The organism is Paenibacillus sp. HGH0039 (assembly GCF_000411255.1).
Classification (GTDB): domain Bacteria; phylum Bacillota; class Bacilli; order Paenibacillales; family NBRC-103111; genus Paenibacillus_F.
In genome coordinates this window covers 2,290,254-2,316,918 of the sequence record NZ_KE150413.1, presented here as the reverse complement: position 1 = coordinate 2,316,918, position 26,665 = coordinate 2,290,254, and the positions used below count along the sequence as shown (strand labels likewise).

Annotated in this window: 20 protein-coding genes; 6 read left to right on the top strand and 14 right to left on the bottom strand. The window is 48.7% G+C overall.

What is annotated here, in order from left to right:
* Nucleotides 1-13: 13 nt before the first annotated feature.
* Nucleotides 14-460, top strand: coding sequence for a hypothetical protein (locus HMPREF1207_RS29430; protein WP_138918181.1), 447 nt, complete (start codon nucleotides 14-16; stop codon nucleotides 458-460).
* A gap of 192 nt (nucleotides 461-652) precedes the next feature.
* Here HMPREF1207_RS29430 and HMPREF1207_RS24800 read toward each other — a convergent pair whose 3' ends face one another.
* From HMPREF1207_RS24800 to HMPREF1207_RS24770, 7 genes are all read right to left on the bottom strand, one after another.
* Entirely contained in the window at nucleotides 653-4,054 is a 3,402-nt protein-coding gene (locus HMPREF1207_RS24800) for a M14 family metallopeptidase (protein ID WP_009674099.1), read from the bottom strand.
* Complete coding sequence (locus HMPREF1207_RS24795; RefSeq protein ID WP_009674116.1) at nucleotides 4,051-5,079, bottom strand: LCP family protein; 1,029 nt, start codon at nucleotides 5,077-5,079, stop codon at nucleotides 4,051-4,053. Before HMPREF1207_RS24795 ends, HMPREF1207_RS24800 begins: the two co-directional genes overlap by 4 nt.
* A gap of 39 nt (nucleotides 5,080-5,118) precedes the next feature.
* Nucleotides 5,119-5,790, bottom strand: a complete 672-nt coding sequence (locus HMPREF1207_RS24790) for a hypothetical protein (protein ID WP_016424060.1) — start codon at nucleotides 5,788-5,790, stop codon at nucleotides 5,119-5,121.
* A gap of 41 nt (nucleotides 5,791-5,831) precedes the next feature.
* Nucleotides 5,832-6,956, bottom strand: coding sequence for an acyltransferase family protein (locus HMPREF1207_RS24785; protein ID WP_009674074.1), 1,125 nt, complete (start codon nucleotides 6,954-6,956; stop codon nucleotides 5,832-5,834).
* Nucleotides 6,957-7,166: 210 nt separating this feature from the next.
* Complete coding sequence (locus HMPREF1207_RS24780) at nucleotides 7,167-8,306, bottom strand: hypothetical protein (RefSeq protein WP_009674107.1); 1,140 nt, start codon at nucleotides 8,304-8,306, stop codon at nucleotides 7,167-7,169.
* Nucleotides 8,303-9,763, bottom strand: a complete 1,461-nt coding sequence (locus HMPREF1207_RS24775) for a HAMP domain-containing sensor histidine kinase (RefSeq protein ID WP_009674095.1) — start codon at nucleotides 9,761-9,763, stop codon at nucleotides 8,303-8,305. Before HMPREF1207_RS24775 ends, HMPREF1207_RS24780 begins: the two co-directional genes overlap by 4 nt.
* Before the next feature lie 5 nt (nucleotides 9,764-9,768).
* On the bottom strand, nucleotides 9,769-10,458 hold the full coding sequence (locus HMPREF1207_RS24770; protein WP_016424059.1) for a response regulator transcription factor: 690 nt from the start codon (nucleotides 10,456-10,458) through the stop codon (nucleotides 9,769-9,771).
* A 428-nt stretch (nucleotides 10,459-10,886) separates the two neighbouring features.
* On the opposite strand from HMPREF1207_RS24770, the gene HMPREF1207_RS24765 reads away from it, so the two are divergent.
* Complete coding sequence (locus HMPREF1207_RS24765; protein WP_009674068.1) at nucleotides 10,887-12,086, top strand: DUF418 domain-containing protein; 1,200 nt, start codon at nucleotides 10,887-10,889, stop codon at nucleotides 12,084-12,086.
* A 626-nt stretch (nucleotides 12,087-12,712) separates the two neighbouring features.
* Here HMPREF1207_RS24765 and HMPREF1207_RS24760 read toward each other — a convergent pair.
* On the bottom strand, nucleotides 12,713-13,090 hold the full coding sequence (locus tag HMPREF1207_RS24760; RefSeq protein WP_009674076.1) for a winged helix-turn-helix transcriptional regulator: 378 nt from the start codon (nucleotides 13,088-13,090) through the stop codon (nucleotides 12,713-12,715).
* A 257-nt stretch (nucleotides 13,091-13,347) separates the two neighbouring features.
* Here HMPREF1207_RS24760 and HMPREF1207_RS24755 point away from each other — a divergent pair, with 257 nt between their 5' ends.
* From HMPREF1207_RS24755 to HMPREF1207_RS24740, 4 genes are all read left to right on the top strand, one after another.
* Entirely contained in the window at nucleotides 13,348-13,887 is a 540-nt protein-coding gene (locus tag HMPREF1207_RS24755; protein ID WP_009674127.1) for an NAD(P)H-dependent oxidoreductase, read from the top strand.
* A gap of 223 nt (nucleotides 13,888-14,110) precedes the next feature.
* Nucleotides 14,111-15,685: a spore germination protein gene (locus HMPREF1207_RS24750; protein WP_009674106.1), complete on the top strand. Its 1,575-nt coding sequence runs from the start codon at nucleotides 14,111-14,113 to the stop codon at nucleotides 15,683-15,685.
* The gene (locus HMPREF1207_RS24745) at nucleotides 15,666-16,769 is read left to right on the top strand and encodes a GerAB/ArcD/ProY family transporter (RefSeq protein WP_009674087.1); all 1,104 of its coding nucleotides are present in this window, start codon (nucleotides 15,666-15,668) and stop codon (nucleotides 16,767-16,769) included. The genes HMPREF1207_RS24750 and HMPREF1207_RS24745 overlap by 20 nt, the downstream gene beginning before the upstream one ends.
* Nucleotides 16,766-17,890, top strand: coding sequence for a Ger(x)C family spore germination protein (locus HMPREF1207_RS24740; RefSeq protein WP_009674063.1), 1,125 nt, complete (start codon nucleotides 16,766-16,768; stop codon nucleotides 17,888-17,890). The genes HMPREF1207_RS24745 and HMPREF1207_RS24740 overlap by 4 nt, the downstream gene beginning before the upstream one ends.
* 113 nt (nucleotides 17,891-18,003) lie before the next feature.
* Here HMPREF1207_RS24740 and HMPREF1207_RS24735 read toward each other — a convergent pair whose 3' ends face one another.
* The 6 genes from HMPREF1207_RS24735 to HMPREF1207_RS24710 form a co-directional block, all read right to left on the bottom strand.
* Nucleotides 18,004-19,281, bottom strand: a complete 1,278-nt coding sequence (locus HMPREF1207_RS24735; protein WP_009674104.1) for a Gfo/Idh/MocA family protein — start codon at nucleotides 19,279-19,281, stop codon at nucleotides 18,004-18,006.
* A gap of 113 nt (nucleotides 19,282-19,394) precedes the next feature.
* Complete coding sequence (locus tag HMPREF1207_RS24730; protein WP_009674088.1) at nucleotides 19,395-21,071, bottom strand: response regulator transcription factor; 1,677 nt, start codon at nucleotides 21,069-21,071, stop codon at nucleotides 19,395-19,397.
* A gap of 13 nt (nucleotides 21,072-21,084) precedes the next feature.
* Complete coding sequence (locus tag HMPREF1207_RS24725; RefSeq protein WP_009674085.1) at nucleotides 21,085-22,815, bottom strand: histidine kinase; 1,731 nt, start codon at nucleotides 22,813-22,815, stop codon at nucleotides 21,085-21,087.
* A 36-nt stretch (nucleotides 22,816-22,851) separates the two neighbouring features.
* Complete coding sequence (locus tag HMPREF1207_RS24720; RefSeq protein ID WP_036740554.1) at nucleotides 22,852-23,718, bottom strand: carbohydrate ABC transporter permease; 867 nt, start codon at nucleotides 23,716-23,718, stop codon at nucleotides 22,852-22,854.
* Nucleotides 23,719-23,748: 30 nt separating this feature from the next.
* Nucleotides 23,749-24,654, bottom strand: a complete 906-nt coding sequence (locus HMPREF1207_RS24715; protein WP_009674108.1) for an ABC transporter permease — start codon at nucleotides 24,652-24,654, stop codon at nucleotides 23,749-23,751.
* A gap of 110 nt (nucleotides 24,655-24,764) precedes the next feature.
* Complete coding sequence (locus HMPREF1207_RS24710; RefSeq protein ID WP_009674082.1) at nucleotides 24,765-26,390, bottom strand: extracellular solute-binding protein; 1,626 nt, start codon at nucleotides 26,388-26,390, stop codon at nucleotides 24,765-24,767.
* Between the last annotated feature and the right edge of the window lie 275 nt (nucleotides 26,391-26,665).

Sequence of the window (26,665 nt, the reverse complement as noted above, 5' to 3'; positions counted from 1 at the left end):
GGGAGGGATAGGAATGAAAAAAACTCTATTTTCCACAGCAGCAGCATTTGTTTTACTTGGCTCAGCCTCTTCAATTAGTTATGCATCACCCGTGAACTTCACCACAATTAAAAATTCACCAGTAATCAGTAGTGTTACACCGCTTGATCTAATTAAGGACGAGCACACTAATTTTAACGGAGAATCTTCTAGCCGGTTCTATTATACAACTGGAAAAGATCTTCGTATTTTTCTGAAAAACGAGGGAAGCACAAGCTTCTCATATACGGTTAAACTCCCCAACGGAGATGTATTGGACAGCGGTAATCTTGCTCCAGGACAGCAGGTAACAGAAAATCATTATTGGTATACCTCTCCAGAACCATCTCTACTCCAAACTGGAAACTACACCGTATATATTCGGAACAGCGACGGCTCAACTGGTTCCTATTGGATTGCTGTTCGCAGCCTAGAGTCCTAAAATCAACAAAATCCCCGCTCAATCAGAGTCGGGGATTTTCTATGTACTCTTTTATTAACAATTCAGCAAAAACAAATGATCACTTTCTGTTACAAGCAATGAGGCGAAGTGAATTGGTTTCATTTCATCGATATTAAGTTAAAGCCCTATTCATTCGAATGGGGCTTACAGAAATATTGGATTGATTGCCGATTAGCCTTCGATTTGTTTTATGCGACTAATAATAACGGCTGCTTCAGCCCGGGTGGCAACTGCCTTAGGACCAAAGGTACTTCCGGGTAATCCTTGGATGATCCCTTTCTGAGTCAGAAGTGCGGCAGCCTCTCTGGCATACGGAGCAATGGTTTCCCTGTCCCCAAATTTAGCAAGAGCTTCTTCAATATTGCCAGCTGTAGCGCCCGAAGTGATCTTCATGGCATTAGCCGATATTTTAGCCATTTCCTCGCGCGTAATCGCTCGGTTTGGCTCAAAATAGCCCTCGCCTGTTCCTTCTGCCAGTTTTAAGCCGACTGCAGCTTTTACATAGGTTTCATACCAGCTTGCTGGCGGAACATCTTTAAAGGAGATATTTTCTTTTTGGTCGTATAGATTGAAGGCTCTCACGATCATCGCCAAAAACTCGACGCGGGTTACTTGCTTAAGCGGTTCAAAGCGTCCACCATTAAACCCATTTACCAATCCTAGACGGGCCAATTCGTGTATCTCGCTGCCCGCCCAAGACTCTACTGATTGTAAATCACTGAAACCGACTGCTGATTCGGAACTTTGGTTTCGGTTAGACACGGCGTTAAATATCGAATTGGCAAGGAGACGGAACTGGTGCTGCGAATGGGCACCATTGGTCAGATCGTTGGAGAAAACCGTCACGTTTTTATTATTTTCCTTATAAGTAAAGGCCATAATCTGTCCCTTGGCAGCTTCGTGTCCGGGCCACCAGCCCGCCTTGTAGAAATCATCATTACTGCTTATCGTTGCAAGAATATTTGCTGTCTTAGGAACCGTTTTGATATAAGATCCTGTAATGGTATAAAAATACTCCTGTTTATCGTAAGGGGCTGTAATGACGCTGTCTTGCTTGACATCGGCCAGAAATACACCCTCATATCGCTTCCATTCGGGTCCCCCGAACGAAAATCCGGGAATCCAATCTTGAACGTTTACCATTCCCATATTACCGTACGCGATATATGGTTTGCCTTTCCCCACCTGCTCGGAAGAATCAAATGTATTGACAAGAACATCCGCCTGAGCCTGGTCTGAAGTCACCTTAAACCCTAAGTTTTCTAAGACATACGCCGGCTCACCGAGTGCTCCTACAAGAGCGCTTTTAAGCTCTTTACCAACCGGCATATGATCGCTAAATGGACTCACATCAAGCAGGTATTTGGAAGCCAGCGGGTTCAGATCGTCATAAGAGACGACAAAATCTCCAGCCTCATGTTCCGATTCGGTCTTTGTGAGCATCGTTACGTGTTTTCCAGATGCCAAGAGCTCGTTAACAGCTTTTATCGCATCGTTGTTCGTATTTCGAAGGAGAACGTAAACGGATGGTTTGTCTGGCATGGCAGTAGCCGGAATCGTTACCGATATTACCGGAGCGGTTTTACCCTCAAAAACGCGGGGTTCTCTGATAACATATCGATTAAATCCGCGCAGAACCGGAAAATCCTGAACGATCTCACCTGCAACCGACTCATAGTCCGACACATCAATACCATCATAAAGAACCGAGTTTGCATAGCCGTGGTAAGACTGATGCATGTCGATGACAAATGATCCCGCAGGATAAGTTGTCCCAGAGACGGTAACGGGCTTTATTGATCGTTCCACCTTAATTCCGTTGCGAAGAAAGTATTCGATCATGCGATAGGTTTCGTATGCATTTTTCTGAATGCTTCTGTCGATTGGCAGTACATAATACTCCGGGAAGAAGTTTTGATTGCCTGAACGCGGACGGCCGATGATTTCATCTTTGGCATTGACCAAATATGGATCTACTGCACGATCATCCTTATTATCTATCCCGCGTTCGTATATTTTCAACTGATTCATGAACAGCTTCTCTTTGTTCTCCATCACATAATGGGTAGCCCCCGCCACGCTGTAATACAGTGCTTTAGTCGACTCTTCGTTTGATTCAGGGACTTCCAGCGTCTGTCCCAACGCCCCATGATGCATGGCAAATACAGCTGTATATGCGGGAGTTGCGTCATCCCAGCCTGTTGAGATGCCTTTAGGTACATAGTTCGGATCCTTCACGGATTTCTGATGTTCTTCGTAAGGAATGTAATAATCGTTATACTTTGTATTGGCAATTCCGGCCTCGCCCATCGCCTTCGCTTGTTCCAACATACTGTCAATCAGCAGATCATATTCGATGTTTGGATCATGCGGCGGCGTAGTCGGTTCAATCAGGAAGTTGGAATCAAATCCATGCAGGTCCAAAAAAGACAAAGGGGACCATTTTGCAATTTGTTCCGTAACACTGCGTGTTTCAGGCTGGGTTTGATAAGAATTGTCTCGGTTTAAATCAAAATAATTGGGGTTCGCTCGTGTTGTGTGAACACGTCCATCTGGATTGTCCGTATAAACGAACAGGAAAATGACTTGGTTTAGTGCTTGGTCCATGTTTAAATTGATCTTGCTCTTCTGGCCGTTAGATCCCTTCGTATCATAAGATATACTGTCATCTAACGCCATAGATTTAAAGAAATTGAAAATAGAGTCGACTCCTGGAGCTTCGTTCGGATGAATATTATTCAACCAAATCGGTACCTTATAGTCGCCAAAAGTACCTGATTGAATATCAGCCTGCAGCTGCTTGGGATTATTCATCATGGCTGGGTGAGTCACATTTTGATATTGATCTACCGAGGCTTTATCTTTGGCAAGGATCGTTAGATAAATATCACGGCCTTCGACTGATTTTCCAATCGATATGGTTTTAATATACCGGTCATTCTTCTTAGCCGCTTGTGCTGTAACCGCATCAATATCCGTTTTTAGCTCATCATACGTGTGGAAGCTGTCATACGGCGTTAACTTAACCGGTGTCTGGGCAATAACTTGTCCGTGAGCAGTTGCAGCGAGCTCATAGGTACCCATCAATGAAGCATATAGGGGACGCTGTAAGCGAGGCTCGGCCAGATTATCTGTGTCATAGGGTAGATCGAAAGTGATATTCGCCGTGTATTGCCCGTCTTTCGCCTTACCATCGCTTACCGTTATAAAGGAGGGTCCCGTATAATCCCGCTGCGCGAATTTCTTCCATTCAGACAGCGGCTTACCGCCATAGGTCCAGCTTATGCTTTTACTATCCACATTTTGGGGCAGCGTAAACTTGACTTGAAAGGTTCTTTTCTCCGTCATGGACGCAACATGATGATTCATTTTTAATTCTTGAACTGCTTTACCCCGTGAGAGTGTCTTATTCTCCTTTTGATCGTGGGATGCCGTTTGGCTTTCTACATCCTGAATGGGTTCCGCCTTAACATGGCCTGGATCCACGGTACCGATCATTAGGGAAAATGAAATCATTAAGCCAAAGGCATGTTTGGTAGGCTTCTTCTTCAACTTCTGCTCCCCCTCTTTCATTCGTTCTTCCCAGCAGAAACTCGTGATTCCCCAGTCTTCAAAGAATCTTTAGATTCGGCGGGAACAGATTTTTCCGCTTCCATTATGTTCTGAACAAAGTCTTTCAGCTTTTTGCGGCTCGATACATCCAGAACAGCCGCTTGGCCCATATAGGTCTCCTTAATCAGCTCCATTGGCGGGATCTGTTCACTTCCTTCCAGCTTGCTCTGATACCCTACCGATGCCAACTTCCAGATGTCATTTACCGTTAGATTGGTATCTATATAAGGACTAACTTTTTCAAGAAGGGAAGGGAGTTTCATAATAGATGTTGTGCTTTTCATTTTCTGGGCCACCGCATCGGCGAAGTCCCGTTGGCGTTTCGTCCGGGAGTAATCCGATAAGGCGTCATGACGAAAGCGAACGTACTGTAATGCTGTCTTCCCATCCAAATGCTGCTTTCCTTCGGTAAGATGAATATCATATTCATGCTGATCGGCTGCGCTCTCATAGTTCATGTCCTTCTCGACATAGAAATCAACTCCTCCTATTTCGTCCACTAGTTTTATAAAACCCTGAAAGTCTGTATATACGTAGCACTGAACAGGGATTCCAAGCAAATCGCTTACCGCTTTCATAGCCGTGTTAGGCCCATACGTGATTGCCGTATTAATCCGATTTTTGCCGTGATCAGGAATATTCGTATACGTGTCGCGAAGAATTGAAAACAAATGAATTCTTTTACGCACAGGATCCAGAGAGACAACCATCATCGTGTCTGATCTGGGGATCTCTCCTTTATTGACTCCACGAGCATCTACCCCCATCAATAAAATATTGACCGGCTCCGTTCCCAACCATTTAGGAGGCTCTACTGACTCGACCTCCGCTGCGTTAACAGCGGCAAATAGAGACTTCTGGCTATCTGTTTTATTTAAACCTTCCAACCCTTTATATAGAGAGTAGAAATAGTAGACAACCGGACCGGAAAGCACAATCAAAATCAATGCGAGAACGGCTGCTATCCTCTTCGTTTTTAATGACATGTTGTTTCTCCTTTCTTGAACGACAACAGGAAACTACGCTTATTGTTTTTGCAAGGCTTCGATAAGAAGAGATGCATAGTATCTCGATCCGTCAGGCTTTAAATGAACCCCGTCTTTATAAAAAATATCTTTTTTCCCTTCACTGGCTGCATACCAGTCAACAATTTTAACATGGTGAAATTCACCGGCTACGTCCTTGATAGTTGTATTGACCGTGTCCTGCCATCCTTTTGAAACTCTCGTGGTGACTACAAATACCTGCTTGTCCGAAAGAGACTGAAGCAGACTGCGAAGACTCTTGTTGTTAAAAGGTCCGTTGGTGCCGAGTTCGATAATAATGCGATCACCTAATTTCCCTTCGGCTTTTAAATCATCGATTAGCTTCTGGGCTTGGGACATTTGTCTTCCAACCTTGCCATCAACCGTAATTTTAGGTAGTTTTTCTTTCAAATAAGGCTCAATACCGACTATGACCGAATCTCCAATGACAGTAATTCCTTCTCCATCGAGAGATTGAGGAGGTTTCTTGTTCTCCGTTTTTGGGGGAGCAGATTCTGAGGATACTTTGATCTGCTGTGGTGCTGTGATTTGTTGTCCCCCTAGTTCTCCCTGCTCTGTTGTTTTCGAGCTCTGATGACGCTGACTGAAATATCCAGCTGCTAATATGATGATGATAAAAACCCATGTTATCCATCCTTTATGTTTCTTCATTTTCATTTCATCCTTTCAAAACAGCTTCAATTTGTTGGTGATTACAAGGTAGATTTGTTCAGTTCCTTAGAGCGAGTCCACCATAAACGTCCTCTTCGAATCGGTTCTTCCACAAACCTGTAGGACAGAGCAGACAACATAAAAATGAGCGTTAGCTGCAGCAAAATGTCAACGAATCCGGGTTCCCCGACATTCGCCTCCGGACTTGATAATATAATGACCGGATAATGCCATATATAAAGACTATAAGATCGTTTCCCGATCCAGCTTAGAGGTTTGGCTGCCAGGATGGCTCCCAGTTGACTGGCTGGATGCACCAGCACAGCAATGATAACCGCAGTAACTACAGACAGAAACAAGAAGCCAACCGGGTACAGTGAAGAATCATATTCATTCGTTTGATTCATCATGATAAACAAGATCAACATCGCCACCGCTCCCAATAAATCTAAAAGTGAGCGGGCCCCTGAAGAAATTCGGTCCGTTAGCCTCCAACTTGGCCATACCACGGCTAACGCCGCTCCAATCAGGATAGCGAATGCCCGGGTATCCGTTCCGTAATAAACTCTGCTAGGATCCGTCCCTGGCACATACAGGAGCGCCATTGCGATGACGGAAACGGCAGCCCCTAAAAGAATAAATACAGCAAGCTTTCCCTGGCGCCTTAAAAGCCTGACTAGAAAGAATAACAGAAGCGGCCATATCACATAAAATTGCTCTTCAATAGACAGCGACCAAAGATGTCCGATCGGAGAAGGCGGTCCGAAACTTTCAAAATACGATACTTGATGAAAGATGAGATACCAGTTATTCACATAAAAAACGGAGGAAATGAAATCTCCTTTCAATGTTTGCATTCTGGAAGGATCTATGAGAATCAACCCTAATGCCACGACCATGAGCATGCTGACCATTGCCGGCAGTAGTCTTCGTATTCTTCTAATCCAAAAATGCCATAAAGAGATTTTGCGTTGAGTTTTCAACTCCCATAAAAGTTGATCCGTGATTAGGTAGCCGGATAGAACAAAGAAAACTTCTACTCCCAGCAGCCCGCCCTTAGCCCATTTCAAATTGAAGTGGTACGCAATAACAGCTAATACGGATATGGCTCTTAAACCGTCTAATCCAGGCATATAACGTTTTAATAATTGCTTTTGCTTCCCCATCCTTTATGTTTCATCCTTGTCTGTATATGGGATGTTTATTACTCTTCTAATATAGCTGCCGGATGTCGCTAAAGTTTGATCAGGATGTAAACAAGTTGTCACAAGCTCCGCTCCTTTTTGGACAAAAAAATAACCTTATTTACGATTTGATCCGTAAGCAAGGTTATTTTTTAGGTATTCAGGCTCATTAAGTTGAATCATAAACGAGGCTTATTGGAATTCGATAAGCAGTATCTGTCCATCCGTTGTCATCGTTTGGGTATTTGATGAAGGTGAATAAAACTTTTGCCCATAGACAAGTAAACCTTTTTCGCCGGGACTCCAGTACATTTGAGATGGTTTCAAACCATGATAAACAGGTTCGTTAGACAGAACATTATTCCCTTGAATCTTTCCTGCGTAAATCGTGTCCTGGTCGTAAGTTGAATAGGCAATACATTTCCTGTCTTTTGACAGTTTAAATCCCTCCACTTTTTCCAGTAGCACAGATAGTTCTTTAGTACGTTGATCATACTCGAATAACGTACCATCGGTTCCAAGGAATACAAACTGATCGTTATTCAGCCAAGCCACTTGGTCTTCATCACTCTGATGTTCGTATTGTATATCGATTGATTTTCCATTGACCGTCCCCAGCATGATGATGTTTTTCTTGGTCTTACCGGTTTGAAAGGCGGTTAATAGTACACTGTGTCCGTCATCAGATACGTTGATTTTTGTAAGGCTCTTTCCCTTTCCGTAGTTTTTTATCGTATATGTTGTGGAGGATTGGTTACCGACGTCCAATAAGTGAACAAAGGCTTTTCCACTTTCAATCGGATCAATTACCAAATAACAAAGATATTGGTTGTTGTTGGACCATGCGACATTCTGAAGATACAGATCCTTATTATTGCTGAAATTTGCTACCTCGGTTTCTTTGCCATCCTTTAGTGATATCAACTTCAATTTAGTTCCATACCTTGTGACTGAGATCTCACGGATGAGTGAACCATCAGGAGACAGTTCGATAAGAGGTGAATCCATTTGAATTCCAGAAATAATCTCACTTTTTTCGTAAGGAGGAGCCATACGCTTTAATACGGTTTGTTCTGACATGTTAACTTTCTTATTCGAAGCAATTACAGAATCTTTACCGGACCATCCTAATAGTTGACCAGCGTTTGTGAATTCATCAGGTAGCCGATAGATTGTCTTTACCTTGAAGGGTTGTATCCCTTCATTTTCGGTCTGCTTCTCTTCCTGACTCGGAATTACAATCGTCTCTGTTTCGGGTTCGAACAGAGCGCAGCCGGATAAAACCAAGATCAGAAACAAGAGTACTGCTATTGCGAAAAATGCCTTCTTCATATCGGCTTTCCGTCCTTTCGGACATTCATATATTCTAATTCTACCGTAACTATCGTTTGATTGTTTTCGTTCGTCATACGGATGTTCCCGCCGTGTTCATCGACAATGGATTTGGAGATGCTGAGCCCCAGTCCGACACTTCCCTCCTCAGATACTTGACGGTTGCCCAGATTAAATGGCTGAAATAAATTAGCAATTTGATCTGTCTCGATTGGATCGCTTGGGTTGCTAAAAACAAATTGAATTTTCGTGTCAGCCCTCTTCGCCGTTACGAATATTTCTGCTTGATCCGTACTGTATTTGATAGAGTTATCCAGTAGATTAATAAAGAGCTGGCGTAATCGGTTTCCTTGACCATATACGATCAATTCATTTTGGATCTCGTACCGAATGCTTTTCTTATAGCGTTGAGCCCGGATCCCCATCGATTCGCACACGTCTTTAAAAATACTTCCCGCATCGACCCTTTCAGGCTCCATAATCTGAATGTTTGGGCGCGACGCCTCCAACAGTTTCAAAACCATGTCATGAAGACGTCTGCTTTCCTCTATGATATGGTTCATGCCCTTTTCGAAAAAATATCGGTCCGCTTCTCCTTTTTTACGTATAATCTCAGCGTATCCTAATATCGAAGTTAACGGAGTCTTAAGTTCATGGGTGATGTTGTCAAAAAAGCGCTTCTCCTGTTCATGAAGAGCCTGAAGGTGATCCCGGTCTTTTCGGATAATCGTCATCTGCCTGCCAATTTGATCGATCATTTCGTTAAAGTTGTCTGCAAGCCTTCCAATCTCATCCTTCCGCCTGAACTGGATCCGCACTTCCAGGTTTCCGCTTTTCACCTCATTTGAGGCTCGAGTTAGTCTGACAAGGGGGATGGTAATGTGCCTGGAGAGGATATATGAAAAGAGGAAAGCTGCCGCGAAAATAGCCATCGCAATGTAAAAGATGATTTCCTTAATCCGTCCGCTTTGTTCATAGAGCAGACTGAAATCTCTGGAAAACCGTAAAATTCCAACCTTCGTTCCATCAATGAAAACAGGGTACGAGAATAGAACGGATGCTTTGTTTCGATCGTAAGTGATGCTGTATGCAGTCTTCCCCTCTATTGCTTCTTTTAAATCTCCATTTAGATGCGGAATTGACTTATCCGATGAATACAGCAGTGCCCCGTCCACTGTATATACGCCGACGCTGCTGCCAGTGGCATGATTCAAGTCGTTGGCCATTTCCTCAGCCATTTGGCCAAAGTAAAGCCTATTGTTCGAAAAATGATTGATCAGAAAAGCTTGTCGTACATAAATGTTACTGTTGTTCTTCAGTCCAATTAACTCCGAGGTCACTATTTTTTTGTTACTGGTCTGAATAGACTCCTTCACGGTTTGATTTAACACCAGAAAAGAGAGCGAAAATATTAAGAAGAAACCGATAATAAATTTGACGCTAATATTTCGAATCATTCGTTTTACCGCCTATTTTCGAATTTATAGCCTATTCCAAATACAGTGACGATTAGATCGCCGGCATCCAGCTTTTTACGAAGCCTTTGGATGTGAGTATCCACCGTACGGGTATCTCCATGAAAATCATACCCCCATACGATATCTAACAATTCCGCACGTGTGTACGTTTTTCCTCGATGTCCAATCAGTGTCATCAGTAAATCAAACTCTTTTGGAGTCAAATCAACTGCGTGCCCATCTTTTTGAACAAGACGTTCTTCCACAATGATCTCGATATGCTCAAGCCGAATCACTTCCCGCTGATCATCATGTCTTTTGTTCGCTTGATCAACCCTCCGGAGGATTGTCCGTATTCTAGCAACTACTTCCCGCAAATCAAATGGTTTTGTTATATAATCATCCGCGCCGAATTCCAGTCCGAGTATTTTATCCGTAATATCCGATTTCGCGGTAATCATCATGATCGGTAAATTATGACTTGCCGTTACCTTCTTGCAAATATCCAGCCCGCTTTGGTCCGGCAGCATCCAGTCGAGAAGCAGGAGATCGGGTTGAAATTGCTGAAGCTCCATCATTCCCTCGGCTCCACATGCCGTGGTTTTCGTTTCGAATCCTTCCATAGAAAGTCCGTATGATAGTAAGTCAGCTATTGCTGCGTCATCTTCAATGATGAGAATTTTTGCTTGATTCATTGTAACCCCCGTTTTTTTTGTAAGGATCATCCATACCTTTCCCTAAAGCCAATGTCTCAATTAGTGAATATTCAAATCGTAACAAATTATAGTTCGTTATGCCCCAAAAACGCAGACTTGAAATGAGAATAGTCTTCTTTTGGGATTAATAAAATGACGGATTAGCCTCATTTTTCAATATAGCAAGCAGATGTCGCTATCGTTTGATCAATTTGTAAACAAAATGTCACAGCATTGGATACTGTTGATTTAATTGAGTCTCACATCTGCGCTCTATTTTCGTGTCTTGAATCGAAATAAGAGTGTTTTTTATATTCATGGTTTGTGACACTTTGTTTACATCGTGATCAAACTTTGGCGACATCCTCCCGATATAGTGGAAACACATTGCGACAAGTGAAACCAGCACTAGTGAGGAGGAATCGAATTTGTCAGCTCGTTTCAAAATGCCGGATGAGAACGGCAATGAAAAGGAGAAAGGAACGGACAGCGGACACAGCCGACCGGAAAACACCTTCCCGAATGGACGAGGTAACCCACAGGGAGCCGGGCGTCTTCTGGCGCTGGATGCTGCGAGAGGTTTGGCGGTTATCGGTATGTATTTGCAGCACTTTGCATCGAAAGAAAGGATTACTACCATCGTTTCCGGAAACACAACGTTGTTGTTTGTACTCTGCGGCGGGATTTCCTACTCCATCATGGCTCAGCACATGAAGAATCGACAAAAGGATACAACCGCCTTTTGGGCAAAGATGCTGGCTCGCGCGGTATTCGTCGATATTATGGGATATTTGCTCATCATGTTGAATACCTCTTTCGGAGTGATTTTGCCCGCTTACGCTGCCATGTTCGTCTTAGCATTGGTACTGGTGGGTCTTTCAAACCGCACACTCGTTACGACTACCGTTGCACTGATGTTTCTAGCCCCCCCACTTATGCTTCTGGGCATGAGTGCCCTATCTGGAGCATCCCTGCTTCGAGACGTTGCCGGCGGTCCGATGTCCACCCTAGCGCTCGCCCCTGCTTTCGTAGCGGGTATGGCAATCGGGAGCCTTGACCTGACCAAAAAACGAACCGCATTTTTACTAGGGATCGGCGGCCTCATGTTGCTCATTATAGGTAAGACACTGGCCGCTTATGTCCTCCCTGAGCTTAGCCGTTCATTTGAATCGTGGCTTGTCACTGTTCAAGGTACCGCCGCTATGCCAGACCCGTATGCCATCTGGCCGCTTAACTTGGAACAGCCGATGTGGCATATGCTTCTATGGACGGTTCCGCATAGCGCTTCAACGTTCCAGACGCTGACCGGGCTCGGGTTTGCACTGCTGGTATTGGGAATCGTATTCCTCGTACCAAAGAAAACCAACGCCATATTGGTCCCTTTTGCGGGAGTCGGACGCGTGGCGTTGACCATGTATGCGGCTCAGTTCGTCGTCGTTTGGCTGCTTACGTTATCAAGAATTGACTATAGTTTGGATAGAGTTCCCCTCGGTGATCTGCTAGTGGCCATGATAACATTGGTAGCAGGCTGGTTAATCTCACGGTTGCCCCATGGTCCGCTTGAGTCATCTATGCGACATTTTGACCGGTTGTTCAGTGTCCCTCGCTCGATAAATACACCGAAATAGGGGCCCCTTATAGAATCAACTGTATGGAAGTTTGCTAAAATACCCCACCTATCGGTGGGGTATTTTATGGTTAAAGACAATTGGAACCACACGTTAGCTTTGTGTTCGGTATTATATCTTCGATCCCCCTGATTTTAAACGATGCAAGAAATTTAATAACATATCAAAACCGGTTAAAACCACCCCAAAATTCTTCAACGACTCAGGCTCCCGCCAGTTATCATATCGATTTGGGAACAGCAGCAGGTTATGTGTAACAAACAGGCGATATCAAGAGAGAGGGAACTGATTGGCGTGTAAAATATCAGGGAACCATTACTTACTACGCAGATTAAACTTTGCGGGGACTATGGCTGATCAAGTCATAGTCTTTTTTTGCGTCATAAAAAATAGGGGGGAGTTCTTTTCAGCTTACAAAAAAGACCCCTGTAAAAGGCTTTGATCCGCATGGCCGGTTGTGAATTCTGGTAGTATAGTATCCTGTCGTTTTGTTATGACTTCACCAAATTTCCATATGTTATAATAAGTGACAGAAAATTACTTCAAAACAAAGTATCCCTATACATTTCCGGTCAGAGGTGATTTCATGAAAAAGGTTGCTGAAATAAAAAATTCCCGCACCGGCCTCAATCACTCTCCCCCATCCTGCTCGGCTCAGCCTGACCGCTGCTTTCAATCACTCCCCGATGCATAAATCCCCAGCCGCACATATCCGCGAGTATTGTGCTCAGCGTACGCCCGTGATCGGACATCGAATATTCCACTTTGGGCGGAATTTCCTGATAGATTTTGCGTACGATCAAGCCGTCGCGCTCAAGCTCGCGAAGGTGATTGGTCAGCATCCCCTGGGTAACCGACGGAAGGAGCTTCCTGAGTTCTCCGAACCGCTTGGTGCCCTGATGAAGCAGGACAAACAAGATCAGCGGCTTCCACTTGCCTCCGATCACATCCAGCGTGGTCATAATTCCTTCGGTCGTCCCCGGCTGTCGGTCATTTAGCGGCATCCGATTCCCCGCCGTCATTCGTTTTTGATAACTTCCTTTTTTCTGTTACTTTACCAAATCGGCCCGTTTAATAAAAGTACTTCTCTTTGTCGTACATAGTCTTATTTTTCGTACTATACGCGGCTGTTCAAGGTATGATTTTACAGACTAAGTCCGATTAAAAATCCTACTTCTCAAAAATAAGAATCTAAACAATAATGAGAGAGTAATTCGGATTATCCCACAATTTCCAATTTACTTTGAAAGGATGTTTGATCATGAAAATAATGGTGATTACGGCTCATCCCGACTTAACTGCTTCCAGAATTAACCGGGCTTTTGCCCGCAAAGCTTCTACCGTCCCCGGCGTCTATGTACGCGACCTTTACCGGGAATATCCCCAATGGACGATTGATGTGGAAAAAGAGCAGCGGCTGCTCACTGAACACGACCGGATTGTTTTCCAGTTCCCTCTTTACTGGTACAGCTCTCCGGCCCTGCTGAAAAAATGGTTTGACGATGTGCTCACCTACGGCTGGGCGTTCGGAACGGATGGCGTCCATTTGACGGGAAAAGAATTTATCGTCGCCACGACAACGGGCGGTACCGAAAGTCAATATCGTTCCGGAGGTTCCAACTGGCACACGCTAAGCGAGTTTATGAAACCGATTCAGAGCACGCTAGAGAAATGCAACGGCGTTTTTCTCCCCGTATTTGCAGCCTATCATTTGTCGGATGCGCCCGAGGCGGAACTTCAGGCGGAAGCCGACCGATACGCGAAGCACATCGTCAGCCTTCAAGCGGACCTTGCCAATTAACCTGAAAAAAATAGAGAACAAGTTCGTATGAACTTGTTCTCTTTTCTTTTGCTTGGATATGTACAGCCAAGTTCGGCCTCACCCTTGTGACGCTTCCGCTTGAGAGCTGCGCGGCGAGCTCAGGAATGGGGTGACTCTTCGGTAGTGCTGCGCTTTATTGGTATAAAGTGACATGTTTGGGGCAATCTACAGACAAGTTTGCGAGAAGGAGGGGGGCACGCGCGTGAAGCTATTCAGACACTTATTTCATATGAACAAAAAAAGCGCTCCGGCTCTGGCTCCAGCTCCGACTCCAGCTCCAGCTCCAGCCCCGGCACAAGAAACGGCGGATACCGTCACCATCAAATCCTCCCTTGCGGAAAATGCACGGTACTTGGATCAGGCTATGTTTCATACGGATGACTTGGTGAAGCTCTCGCTTACGTATCAAAATCAGGCTCTGCTGCTCTGCTATCTTGATCCCATGTGCGATGAGGTTAAAATCCGGAGCTTTATTCTGAAACCCCTGGCGGAGTCGGAGGAAGAAAATCTGGCCGATGTGTTCACCGCTCCCAGGGTTTACGCGCAAACTTCGCTGGACGAAGCCGCCGATACTCTGCTGCAGGGGCAGGCCGTTCTTTTCAAGGAAAGCAGCAAGGAGTGCTATTCGATTACGGTCAATGCGGAAGTCAAGCGGACGACGGAAGAGCCTGAGAACGAAAAAACGGTCCGCGGCTCCCATGAAGGTTTTGTCGAGAATATGACCGTCAATCTGCATCTGATCCGCAAACAGATCAAAAACCGCCATCTCGTCATCCGCCGGTATACGCTCGGAAAAGAAAGCCGCACCGAGGTGGCCTTGGCTTATCTGAACCATGTCGCCAAGCCGGAGCTCATTCTGGAAATCGACAAACGACTCCGTACTATCGCGGGTGCCAACACACTGTCAACTGACCTCATGGAGGAATATATCGAAGACCGGACGCTCTCTCCTTTTCCCCAGATTCTGACGACAGAGCGTCCGGACAGGGCCGCCGCCAACCTGCTCGAAGGCAGAGCTGTCCTGATATCCGCCGGGACGCCCAGTGCGCTGGTCATGCCGGTGACGTTTTTTTCGTTCTATCAGTCCCCGGACGATTATTACAGCCGCACGCTTGCCGGCTCGTTCATCCGGTTCATCCGGCTGCTGAGCTTCGTCATTGCGATTACGCTGCCCGCTTTTTATATCGCGGTCATTACGTTTCATTACGAGGTTATTCCGGCCGAGCTCTTGTTCCAAATTAAAGGAAGCGTGGAGATGGTGCCTTATCCGCCGCTTCTGGAGGCCATGTTCATGGAGCTGACGCTGGAGCTGCTGAGAGAGGCGGGAATTCGCCTGCCGGGACCGATCGGACAGACGATCGGCATCGTAGGAGGTCTTGTGATCGGGGACGCGGTCGTGCGGGTCGGACTCGTATCGTATCCGATGATTATCGTCGTCGCTCTCACCGCCATTTCTTCCTTTATCGTCCCTTCTCACGAGATGAGCGCATCCGTGCGGCTGCTCCGATTTGCCGTCATGCTCCCGGCTGCGCTGCTCGGCTTTATCGGCATCGTTTTCAGCCTGATTTTCATCCTGATCCATCTGTGCAAGCTGGAGTCGTTCGGCACTCCGTACCTGGCACCGGCGGCTCCTTTCCGCCTGAAGGACTGGAAAGACACCCTTTTCCGGTTCCCTCTATGGAAAAAAGACAACCGCGTCAACATGGCAAAACCTGCGGTGAAGAAGGACAACGCGGATTCAAAGGAGCTGCAGGAGAATGACACACAATTCGAATAAAATAAGTCCGAAGCAGATGCTTTTTCTCGTTCTCCAGACCCAGATCGGCGTCCAAGTGCTTTTCATGCCTTCCCGGGTACAGGCGTTTGCCAAAGGCGACGCGTGGATGTCGGTCCTGCTCGCCGGTTTGTTCAGCCAACTGCTTATTCTGATGATGTGGGCCCTGAACAAACGCTTTCCCTCGGCTACTCTGTATGACTTTATGCCCCGCTTGACAGGCAAAGCGGCCGCAGCGTTCCTTCAGGTCCTGTATATCGTTTATTTTACCGTCCAGAGCAGTCTCATTCTGATGTTTTTTTACGAAGTGATCCGCGATTGGGTCTTTCCCGAAACGCCGGAATGGCTCATTACCGGTCTCATGGTGCTCGCCTGCATTTATCTGACCCAGGAAAATCTGCAGATCATCGCCCGGTTCTTTCTGCTGGTCAGCATCGTGATTCTCGTCATGATCTTTATATCCGTGTATGCTTATACGCATTCCAATCTGCTGTATATTTTCCCGATCGGGCAGGCCGGATTTCTCCCGGTTATGCGGGGGGCGCACGAAGCGATGAATACGCTGACCGGCTATGAATGGATTCTTTTTTGTTATCCCTTCGTGGAAGGGACACCCCGGCGGAAGCTGGCTGCGGCATCCGCGGCCAACGCTTTCTCGACCCTGTTGTACACGTTTCTCGTCTTTACGAGTATCGTTGTATTCAGCCCTTCCGAGCTTGGCCTGCTGCCCCATCCGGTTCTGTATATGGTTAAAGCGCTGACGTTCACGATCATCGAACGTCCCGACCTGTATTTCCTCTCCGCCTGGATCGTCGTGGTCGCGACGTCCATTATGGCTAGTCTGTATATGGCTTCGACGGGTATTTCCCATTTGTTCGGCATGAGCAACCACCGCAAGCCTGTTCTGTTTACGGCCGTCGCGTTCTTGGCGATTGCGCTGCTGATTCATGACCAGGGGGTGATGAGAACTTTGGGCAAAATCTTTTCGCTGTCGAGCTATTTTTTCCTGGGCTGCGTTCCCCTCCTTTTACTTCTGATTTCACTTGCTTTGCATATTCGCGAGGGAGGGAGGGGGCTCGTAGAATGAACCGATTTTCCAAAACCGCGGCAAGCCTGCTGACTCTTCTTCTGCTCAGCGGATGCTGGGATCAGCAGCTTCTCAAAAACTCCCGCATCATTCATATCGGCGGATTCGACCGGGGAGAAGGAGATGAACTGAAAGTTACCGTCGCCTTTCCGGACGTATCCAGTATTGAAGGGGGGCGAAGCGAAACCAACGAAATACACACGGTAACGAGCAATACGACTCAGCAGGCCCGCGGATTTCTCGATCATGAAATATCGGGGAATTACTCCCCGTCCAAGCTGCTTGTGCTTCTGCTTGGCGAAGAATGGGCGCGCGCCCAAAATATTATGCCTTACATGGATGTGTATTACCGCGATCCCAAAAGCCCGTTGAACGCCCGCCTTGCGGTAGTCAACGGAACAGCGGAAGGTTTGATCGGCTTGAAAAAGGTCGGAACGAAACTCCTCGGACGCTTTCTGGATGCACTGCTCGAAAACATGGAGGACGGTACCGTCATCCCGCGGGTCAATTTCCAGTCGATCGGCCCTGTCAAGCCTGGACAGGACTTTGCCCTCCCCTATGTGTCGATTCACAACAAAAAGCCCGTTGTTCAAGGTGTAGCGCTGTTTCACAACAATGTAATGACGGCCTCCCTCTCCTCGGAAGAATCTCTCATCTATCTGCTTCTCAAGGGACAAAAGGGAAAAACGGCGCGCCTCACCCTTCCCGTGAACATCGAGGAGGAGGAAGAGCACGTGACAAAAGCGGACCGCTACATTACGGTCGATCTCCATAAGTACTCGCGGAACATGAAAGTGGAGCTGACGGAGAACGGCGGGGTCAGAGTCAAGATCCAGTTGAAAATCAATGCCGCGGTTATCGAGTACCCGCTTGACCGGCTGAACAAAAAAGAGACGCTTCAAAAACTGGATGCAGCACTTTCCAGACTGCTGACTGCCCGGGCCAAAGCCATCACGCGCAAAATGCAGGAAGCCAATCACGACGGATACGGTATAGCGCTGAGGCTGATGGCTTTTCATCCGGAAGCCTGGAAGAAGATGAACTGGGAGGAAGACTACAAGGAAGTGCAGTTCGAGCCGGACATCCGGCTGAAAATCGAACGTAAGGGCATTACGTTCTAGGGGAAATGTTTTGCACGATTAACCGTAATAAAAAACCAGGAAACTCTAGGAAGAGTTCCTGGTTTCTTCATGAGGTCGTACCGCTTCGAGCGCGGCTGAACCGAGCCTCGCCGCTACACGATTCCGGCCATGGAAGCCCGCTGAAAATCGGCCAGGCTCACACTCTTGCCGCCGTTCAGCCGCGATTCTTCCGCACCGAACGCCATCAGGTGGCTCTGCAGCGAAGCGGAGGCGGATGTCCGGCTTGCGGCAGGGACGCGGCCGTATTCCCGGACGTCCTTCAGGAAGGAGGCGACCATGCGCTCGTCTCCTCCCCCATGCCCGTCGCCGGCGATGTTGCAGCGGACCTCGACCGCTTCTCCGGTAGCGAAACGATGCAAGGTGTAGGAGCCTGTGTCCATATCGCCCAGGATCTCGCCGCGGGTCCCCATGATCTGGACCCGTCTGCCGCCGCCCTGGGTAAAACCGGACATCGTGAAGGCCGCGGTGGCTCCTCCGGCAAATTCCAGGTTCACGACCTGGTGATCCACGACATCGTTATCGCAGCGGTACACGCAGCGTCCGAACGGTCCTTCCTTCAACGCCTTCACGATGCCTTCGTGGGACAGGTCGTGTGTCATGTAACGCGCCCACGGATGATCCGGCGGCTGAATGTAGAGCTTGAGCGCGGAGAACGGGCATTCTTTTTCGACCTCGCAGCCTTCGATGCATCTGTCGGTCGATCCCGCGGGGGCGTTCTCCTTCTTGAAATGAAACAAGGAGCCGAATGAACTGACGCTCTTGCACTCCCCGCCCATGAGCCACGAAATAATGTCCAGATCGTGGCACGATTTGGCCAAAATCATGGGACTGGTTTCTTCCGCACGGCGCCAATTGCCCCGCACATAGCTGTGGGTCATATGGGCGTAGCCCACATTTTCGGTCAGCTGGACGGACGCGATATCACCGAGCTCTCCGGCATCCAGGTGCTGTTTGATTCCCGCCCAGAACAGGGAATACCTCAGAACGTGGCTGACGACGAGAAGCCGGTCATGGGCTTTGGCCGCCTCGACCAGCTGCACGCACTCTTCCAGCTTGGGCGACATCGGTTTTTCCAGCAGAACGTGATAACCGAGCTCCAGCGCCTTCATAGCCGGCACGAAATGCATCCGGTCCAGCGTGCTGATAATCATAATGTCGGCGATTTTTCCCCGTTCGAATGCTTGCTCCCATGACGAATATACATAGTCGGGCTTGATTCCGTGTATCCGCGAGATGAGTTTCCGTCTGCCTTCATCGGGCTCCGCTACGGATATAATGTTGAGCTCGTGGGGATATTTCTCCGCGTACGGTCCGTAAATGTAACGTCCCCTGCTTCCGGCACCGAGCAGTACCGCTGTTAATGCTGCCACTTTACTTCCTCCTCTTGCTTCGGCTTATGTTCCGATTGTACAAGAGTGAGACTTCGGCCTAAAGAGATCGTTGGTTACTTTCATATACTTCTGTTGACGTGTGTGCCTGCCGATCAGCCGCTGTCGCCGCTTGCCCGCCGGCTCCGGTATTCCTGCGGAGTGGATTCGTTCTGCTTTTTGAAAAAACGGATAAAAGCCAGAGCCGAATTGTAGCCCAGCATAGAAGCGATTTCCCCTACCCTCATCGGACTGCCGAGCAGCAGCTCCTTGGCCTTCAAATTCCGGTAATCGTTAATGTAATCGGACAATCCGATCCCCGTCATTTGTTTATAAAGCCGCGACAGGTACGAGGGATTAAGGCCGACGTGGTCGGCAATGGCATTCAGCGAGATATCTTTCGCGAGATTGGCTGCTATGTAAGTATGAACCCGCTGGACAAGCTCGTCCGGAAAATGAGCCGCCTGCTCGCCGTTCCAATCGAATATGAGCTCCGCCGTCTGCAAAAAATACGCTTTGAGCGCCGCCACGGTCGTATCCGCTTCACAGTGGAACAAAGTAGACAAATCGTGGTTGCTGTTCAGATACGCCCTCAGTTCGTCATTTTTGTTCACATACGCCAAAAAAACGGCGGAAAGCGAATGATACACTTCTCTTTTCCGTTCAAACGGCCATTCGTCACTTTCCCATAGATCGCTGATCTCCTTGTACACGTTAAAAAATTCGCAGCGGTGACCGTTCTCCAGGCATTTTCCGAGCAGCTGCACGCGGGCGGCCGTAAAAAATTCGCTCCGTTTCTGCGCGTGGCCGGTTTCCCCGTGATTGTCCGACGCGGGTTCCGTTAAAATGATTTCATTTCCGAGTCCCGCTCCGAACAAAAAGGTATATTTCAGCTCATGGAATTTGTCGGAAATATCGTCCCAGGGAACCGGATTTTTGCCCACCACAAAAGAAACCGGCAGCTTCAGCAGATTTTTGCAGGCCCGTTGGATCGTTTCAAGAGCATTTCCCACAAAACGCCGCGTACTGTCCCAGCCATCCCGGGAAACGTCCGTGTCAGGACACGATGATTCCGCCGGCTGAATAAACCAGGCGATTTTCACCTGGTCGTACACATAGGTGTACACGCGTGCACCCGGAGACAAAATCTCTTCCGCGATATTTTGTACGGCATACACGAAGAGCGCTTTATCCGGCGGCGTCAGCATTTCTCGCCACACGTCCACTCTTCCCAGAAGCAACAAAACCGGCTCTTCCCCTTGAAGCGGAATGCCGATCTCCCGGAAATGCCGGTCAAGCTGTTCCCCGGCCGGCCTTTTTCCCTGAAGCAGACTGCTCACATATTCTTTTTGGAGAGAAGGGAGCGCCCGCTTCATGCTTTCCTCCGCGCGTTCAATCATCTCTTCACGCGCTTTTTCTTCATCGAGCTTGTCGATCGCCCGGGTTACGGTGGCGATGATTTTCTCGTCGCTTTCAATTTTCAGCAGATAATCGAAGCCGCCGTATTTAACCGCACTCTGCACATATTGAAAATCGTTATAGCCGGTCAGAAAGATCACTTTGCACGAAGGCCAATTCGTTTTAATTTCCCGGAGCAGACCGATGCCCTCCAGCCCGGGCATTTTAATATCCGAAATGACAAGGTCGATCCGCTTGTTCCGCAATACTCCCAGCGCCTCTTCTCCGGAATACGCGGTATGAATTTCCAGGGAAAGCTGTGTAGTTTCTTCGAAAAGATCCTTCAGACCCTCCACGATAATCGGGATATCGTCTACAATCAGCAATCGGTACATTCGGTCTCCTCCTCTAGCTGTTTCCGATGTGAATGCCTGCTTTCAGGCCGCCCAGCTCCGATCTGTCCACCGTAATCCCGTAGCCCTGTCCGTAGCGCAGCTGGATTCTCCGGTGAACGTTCACGAGACCGGTCGTCTCTTCAAGCTCGTGATTTCCGTCCGCAAGACGTCTGCGGAGTTTGCCGAGTTCTTCGTCCGTCAAGGTCGTACCGTTGTCTTCCACATAGATGGTAATGCCTTTGGCGTCCATCCTGCTCCAGATCCGGAGAAACCCGGCGCCGGGCGTGCTTCCGAGCGCGTGTTTGTAAGCGTTCTCTATAATCGGCTGCAGGATAAGCCGGGGGACGCGCGTGTCAAACTCCTCTACCTCGAACACCGCTTCAATGCGGTCCCCGTAGCACACTTTTTGCATATCCACATAGGTGCGCGAATGATTGATTTCAAGCGAAAGCGGAATTTCATCCTCGTCGTTGCGGGTAATAAAATGAAAATAATCCCCGATGTACAAGCAGAACTGGTACGCTTTCTCCTTATGCTCCGATTTAATCAGGCGGCACAGGACGAAGAAGCAGTTATACAAAAAGTGCGGATTAATCTGGGACTGCAGCCGTTTCAGCTCCGAACGCTGACTGCGGATTTGCTGCTCGTAATTTTGCTCGATCAGCTCCCGCAGCGAATGGATCGTCTGATTGAACGCATGGTACAAATACCCGAATTCGTCGTTGCCCCGGTCGACCGGAATAAGCTCCAGCCGGTTTTGCTGGACGCGTCTGAACGACTGCACCAGCTTTAACAGCGGCCGGTAAATCAGCCGGAACAGGAAGAACGAGAAGAACAGGACCACCGCAACCGCCAGAACGCACGCCCACCTGAACCATACACGATAAGTCTGGATGGGGCCGAGCAGCGTTTTTTCGGGAATGCAGCTGACCGAGTACGAGTTCCACAGGGCCGAGTAGTTGTACACCGCCAAATACCGGTCGCTGCCTACGGTAATCGTCTCGTAGCCCTGTTTGTTCCCTTCCGCGCTTTTCTCCCCGATAAAAGCTTTCGCCGCCGTCAGCAGCCGCGGGTCATTCCCGCTCTGAAAATTCCACCCGCGATCCGTGTTGATCAGCAGGGTTTCCCCGCCGAAGGAGCCGCTGATCTGCGCCAGCGACTGCCTGATCTTGGCCGTCGACAGCTCGACGCCGATGACATACAACGGCTCCCGGGTCGAATTCGACGGCACCTGCATGCTCAGGAACAACCGGTCGTCCCAGAAGATAAACGGCTCGTCGGCCCGCTTATTTCGCAGTTGGAGCGCTTCATATTCCTCCCAATCCACGAAGGTATCGTACTTGACGCTGAGCAGCGTCCGCTGAATAAGCGGCACATAGGCTTTCACTTCCTGAATAAACGCGCTGGAATCCTTGGTCAGATTCAGGCGCTTCTGAATACCGAGTATTTTCTCGGAACGGTCGTAATCCGACAACTCATTGCCCATGGCCGCGATTTCCTGCAAATCGCTGTCCGTGACGTAATTCGGCAGAAACCGGTTGATCCGGTCCGCTTCCTTGTCCAGCGAATCCAGATAATACCGGGTCGTATTCAGGATGGACTGGGACCTTTCCTGGCGGATGCTCTCCGACCCCTTTTCGTTAATCAGCCAGGTGATGGCCATGATCGGAATCAGGGCGGCCATAAATACCGCCATAATTTTTTTGAAAATGGAGGAGTCCTGCAGGCTGAGATTGAGTTTCATGAATACCGCTCCCCTTACGCTTGAATGCCCGTCCCGTTATTCTTTGACACTCCCCATCACAATTCCTTTAATGAAAAAACGCTGAAGGAACGGATACACCAGTAGAACGGGAAAAGCGGCGACGAAAATCTGGGCGGCTTTGCTGGTGCGGTCCGACAGTTTAACCAGCAGTTCGGCGTCCTGCGCTTTGATAAACCGGAAATCCATGTTAATGATAATGGTTTGCAGGAAGGTCTGCAGCGGATATTTATCGGGATGGTTCATAAGAATCATACCGTCAAACCAGCTGTTCCAGTGGCCGACCACCGTGAATAAGCCCGTCGTCGCCAGTGCGGGAAGAGAAAGCGGAGCATAAATCTTCCACAAGGTCGCAAAATGGCCGGCGCCGTCGATCCGGGCCGATTCCTCGAGTTCCTTCGGCAGACTCCGGTAAAAGTTCAGCAGGAGAATCACATTAAATACGGGCAGCGCACCCGGAAGAACCAGCGCCCAGACCGTATCGATCAGGCCGAGCGTTTTGATCGTCATGTACCACGGAATAAGCCCACCGCTGAACAAAATCGTAAAGACGAAGACCCAGACGTAAAAGGTGCGCATGCGGAACACGCGGGGGTCCTTCGACAACGGATACGCCGTGAGGATCGTCAGAAACATGCTGATCGCCGTACCCAGCACGACCCGCTGGACCGAGATCCAGAACGCCCGCAAGTATTCCGGCTTGCCGAACACGTTATCATAGGCGGCCGTCGTAAAGTCGACCGGCCACAGCAGAACCTTCCCGGCGGAGGCCGCCGCTCCCGAACTGAGCGAGATGGCCAGGATGTGAATAATGGGCGTAAGGCACGCGAAAGAAATCAGGGCCAGGAACACGACGTTTCCGATTAAAAATAGTCTCCTGCCCATGGTCAAGTTGTGGCGCAAGGCAATCCCTCCTCAGAAGATCCGGTAATTGGCGAAACGGTAAGCAAGCAGGTACGATACCGAAATCAGAACGAAAGAAACGATCGACTTCAGAAGTCCGACCGCCGTAGCGAAACCGAACTGTGACTGCTGCACCCCCATGCGGAAGACGAACGTGTCGATAATGTCCGCGCTTTCATAAACTTGAGGGCTGTACAGATTGAAAATCTGGTCGAACCCGGCATTGAGCACGTTGCCGATGTTCAGCGTAAGCATGAGCACGATGATCGGCATCATTCCCGGAAGCGTGATGTAGAGGGTCTGCTTCCACCGGCCCGCTCCATCCATCTCCGCAGCCTCATACAGCGACGGATTGATGCCGGTAAGGGCAGCCAGATACACGATGGTGCCGAAACCGAACTCCTTCCATACGTCCGACACGACCATCACATAAGGAAACCAGGCATTATCTCCAAGAAAAAAAACGGGCTTCATCCCGAAGACGCCGAGAAGCTGGTTGACGATCCCCGACGACGGCGAAAGCACGTCGATCAGAATGCCGCTCAGCAGCACCCAGGACATAAAATGCGGCAGATAGACGAGCGTCTGAAACGTCCGTTTGATCCACTGCCTGCTCAGTTCATTGAGAAGAATGGCGATCGTAATGGGCACGATTAAACCCGCCGCTATTTTCATCGTCGCAATAAACAGGGTGTTGAAAAAAATTTGTCCGATATCGGGGTATTCCATCAGGAAACGAAAATTTTTCAATCCCACGAAAGGTGAACCGAACAGCCCTTTGGACGGGATGAATTTCTGAAAAGCCATCATAATTCCCGCCATCGGGATATAGCTGAATATAATCACGATAATCAGACCCGGCACTACCATCAGATGAAGAGGCCATTCCCGCCTCCAAGTCCGAAACCTCGTATGCATACCCTCACCTGCCTTATCAGCTTCATGTAGATAGAAAAAGAGGGATCGCATCCTTTCCGATCCCCCTTGAAGGATTTTGACTGAACTCACCCGTACGGGCGGCGGCCGCCCTATTTGTTCTTGTTGTACCAGTCATTGACTTCTTTTGTGATCTCGTTGCCGCCCATGCTTTTCCAATCCGCAACGAATTTGTCGAATTCATCGACCGGCACCTGATTCATGATGATTTTGACGAACACTTCATCCCGCTTTTTGTTCAAAATCGCTCCTTTTTCCACCATGGTCGGTGTCGGCGCTCCGTAAAACTTGTTCTGTTCAAACTGGTTGTTCTTCTTCATTTCCGGATACAGCGAGACGGCGCCATGGGGTCCCGAAATCAAGTACTCCCACCAGAGGCTCGTATCTCCGTTAACGTATTTCATGGCGCGCCCGTAGCGGGTCTTCTGATCTTTCGTTTGCAGCTTGCTTTCGTCTTTGTTCGCGATCGCATCGGGAAGAACTTCCCCGTTATTGTTCGTCTGGTTATTGACGAAAATCGGGTTCAGCAGCCAGTAGTTGCTCGATTTTTCCACTTTGTCTTTGCCGAATTCGTACACCTTGCTCTCTTCGCTCTGGCTGTTGTTCACGACGATCCAATGGTTCAGCAGCTTGATGACCGCCTCCGGATGTTTCGCTTTCTTGGACACGACGTAGTACTTATCCACGCCCAGCCCGATTTGGGACTTGGCGGGTTTGCCGTCCGAGGAAGGAAGCGGGAACACGCCCCACTCCTGCACGACTTTGCCGTCCTTGACCGCTCCGCTCGCCAGTTGGGCCGGCATCCATTCCGCCCCGTAGACCATGCCGATGCTGTCGTTATACAGCATTTCGGAAGCTTTAGTCGCATCCTTGACCGCAAACTCGGGATCGATCAGGCCTTTCTTGTACAGATCTTGAAGACCTCGCAGCGCGTCTTTCATCTGCGGCTGAACATCCCCGAACTGGAGCTTGCCGGTTCCGTCATCCAGCCACTGGTTCGTGTAGGCGTGATATCCGTTCAGGAAACCCGTGATACCAAGGGCGCCGTCGAACAGATTCTTGTTGAAGGCCAGGCCGTAAGCTTTTCCCGTTCCTCCGGGGTCCTTCGTTTTAAAAGCCTCCGCGATTTTGGCAACGTCCTCCATCGTTTTCGGCTCGGGTAGGTTCAATTTCTTCAGCCAGTCCGTCCGCACCCACAAGAACTGGGCGTAATAAGGATTGGATGTGGAGGGAATCGCCATCAGCTTGCCGTCGAACGTGGCCGATTTCATCTGGAGGCCGCCGTCCATGGTCATCATTTTCTTTGTGTTTTCGGTGGCGACCTTGTCGTATACGGGTGTCAGATCCAAGATCATGTCCGCTTCGATAAGCTGCTGAAGCTGCGCGGCATCTACGGGAAAGAAATCGGGAATCTCGTTGGAAGCGATGGACATTTTCAGCTTTTCCGCGAACTGGCTTCCGTCCGCCACCCATTTGTTGATGATTTTAACCCCGGTTTCTTTCTCGTACGCCGCGTAAACCGCATTGTTGTCAAAGGTTTCGCCCGGATCGAATTTCAGATACGGATCGCTTGCCCGGACCGTGGATACCTCCATGACTCCGCCCGTTTCCGGCGTTTTCGCCTCTTCGGGCGCCGTGCCGCTGCATGCTGTAACCGTTAACATCGCGGCGATGACGGCGGCCGGCAGCAGCCCTTTATGTCTGTTTTTTCTGCTCAATGCAATCCCTCCTGGGTATTGTTCCTGTGCGGGCCGCTATGACCGGCCTCTCGTTCCTTGCGTAGCTTAAGTATAAGAAACGGGGTGCCGCGCTTCCATATACTCCTATTTACATTCGTATACACCTCTTGACTGACCTTTGTTCAATAAAGCGCCGGGCACGCCGGGCTATGCCGCATAAAGCCTCGGATCTCCGCTTTTTAACGGCTTTGCTCCCCGTTCCTATCTTGTGTGAACTCACCCAGTTTTTGATATTGTAGAACGGGGTCGAATAA

Bases quoted from the DNA above. Each gene is read 5' to 3' on its own strand.
- HMPREF1207_RS24760 (WP_009674076.1), bottom strand. From the start codon at position 13,090: ATGCCGCTAAATGACCGACAGCCGGGGACGACCGAAGGAATTATGACC.
- HMPREF1207_RS24785 (WP_009674074.1), bottom strand. From the start codon at position 6,956: ATGGGGAAGCAAAAGCAATTATTAAAACGTTATATGCCTGGATTAGAC.
- HMPREF1207_RS29430 (WP_138918181.1), top strand. From the start codon at position 14: ATGAAAAAAACTCTATTTTCCACAGCAGCAGCATTTGTTTTACTTGGC.
- HMPREF1207_RS24725 (WP_009674085.1), bottom strand. From the start codon at position 22,815: ATGAAACTCAATCTCAGCCTGCAGGACTCCTCCATTTTCAAAAAAATT.
- HMPREF1207_RS24715 (WP_009674108.1), bottom strand. From the start codon at position 24,654: ATGCATACGAGGTTTCGGACTTGGAGGCGGGAATGGCCTCTTCATCTG.
- HMPREF1207_RS24800 (WP_009674099.1), bottom strand. From the start codon at position 4,054: ATGAAAGAGGGGGAGCAGAAGTTGAAGAAGAAGCCTACCAAACATGCC.
- HMPREF1207_RS24740 (WP_009674063.1), top strand. From the start codon at position 16,766: ATGAACCGATTTTCCAAAACCGCGGCAAGCCTGCTGACTCTTCTTCTG.
- HMPREF1207_RS24720 (WP_036740554.1), bottom strand. From the start codon at position 23,718: ATGGGCAGGAGACTATTTTTAATCGGAAACGTCGTGTTCCTGGCCCTG.
- HMPREF1207_RS24790 (WP_016424060.1), bottom strand. From the start codon at position 5,790: ATGAAGAAACATAAAGGATGGATAACATGGGTTTTTATCATCATCATA.
- HMPREF1207_RS24795 (WP_009674116.1), bottom strand. From the start codon at position 5,079: ATGTCATTAAAAACGAAGAGGATAGCAGCCGTTCTCGCATTGATTTTG.
- HMPREF1207_RS24745 (WP_009674087.1), top strand. From the start codon at position 15,666: ATGACACACAATTCGAATAAAATAAGTCCGAAGCAGATGCTTTTTCTC.
- HMPREF1207_RS24755 (WP_009674127.1), top strand. From the start codon at position 13,348: ATGAAAATAATGGTGATTACGGCTCATCCCGACTTAACTGCTTCCAGA.
- HMPREF1207_RS24775 (WP_009674095.1), bottom strand. From the start codon at position 9,763: ATGATTCGAAATATTAGCGTCAAATTTATTATCGGTTTCTTCTTAATA.
- HMPREF1207_RS24780 (WP_009674107.1), bottom strand. From the start codon at position 8,306: ATGAAGAAGGCATTTTTCGCAATAGCAGTACTCTTGTTTCTGATCTTG.
- HMPREF1207_RS24770 (WP_016424059.1), bottom strand. From the start codon at position 10,458: ATGAATCAAGCAAAAATTCTCATCATTGAAGATGACGCAGCAATAGCT.
- HMPREF1207_RS24730 (WP_009674088.1), bottom strand. From the start codon at position 21,071: ATGTACCGATTGCTGATTGTAGACGATATCCCGATTATCGTGGAGGGT.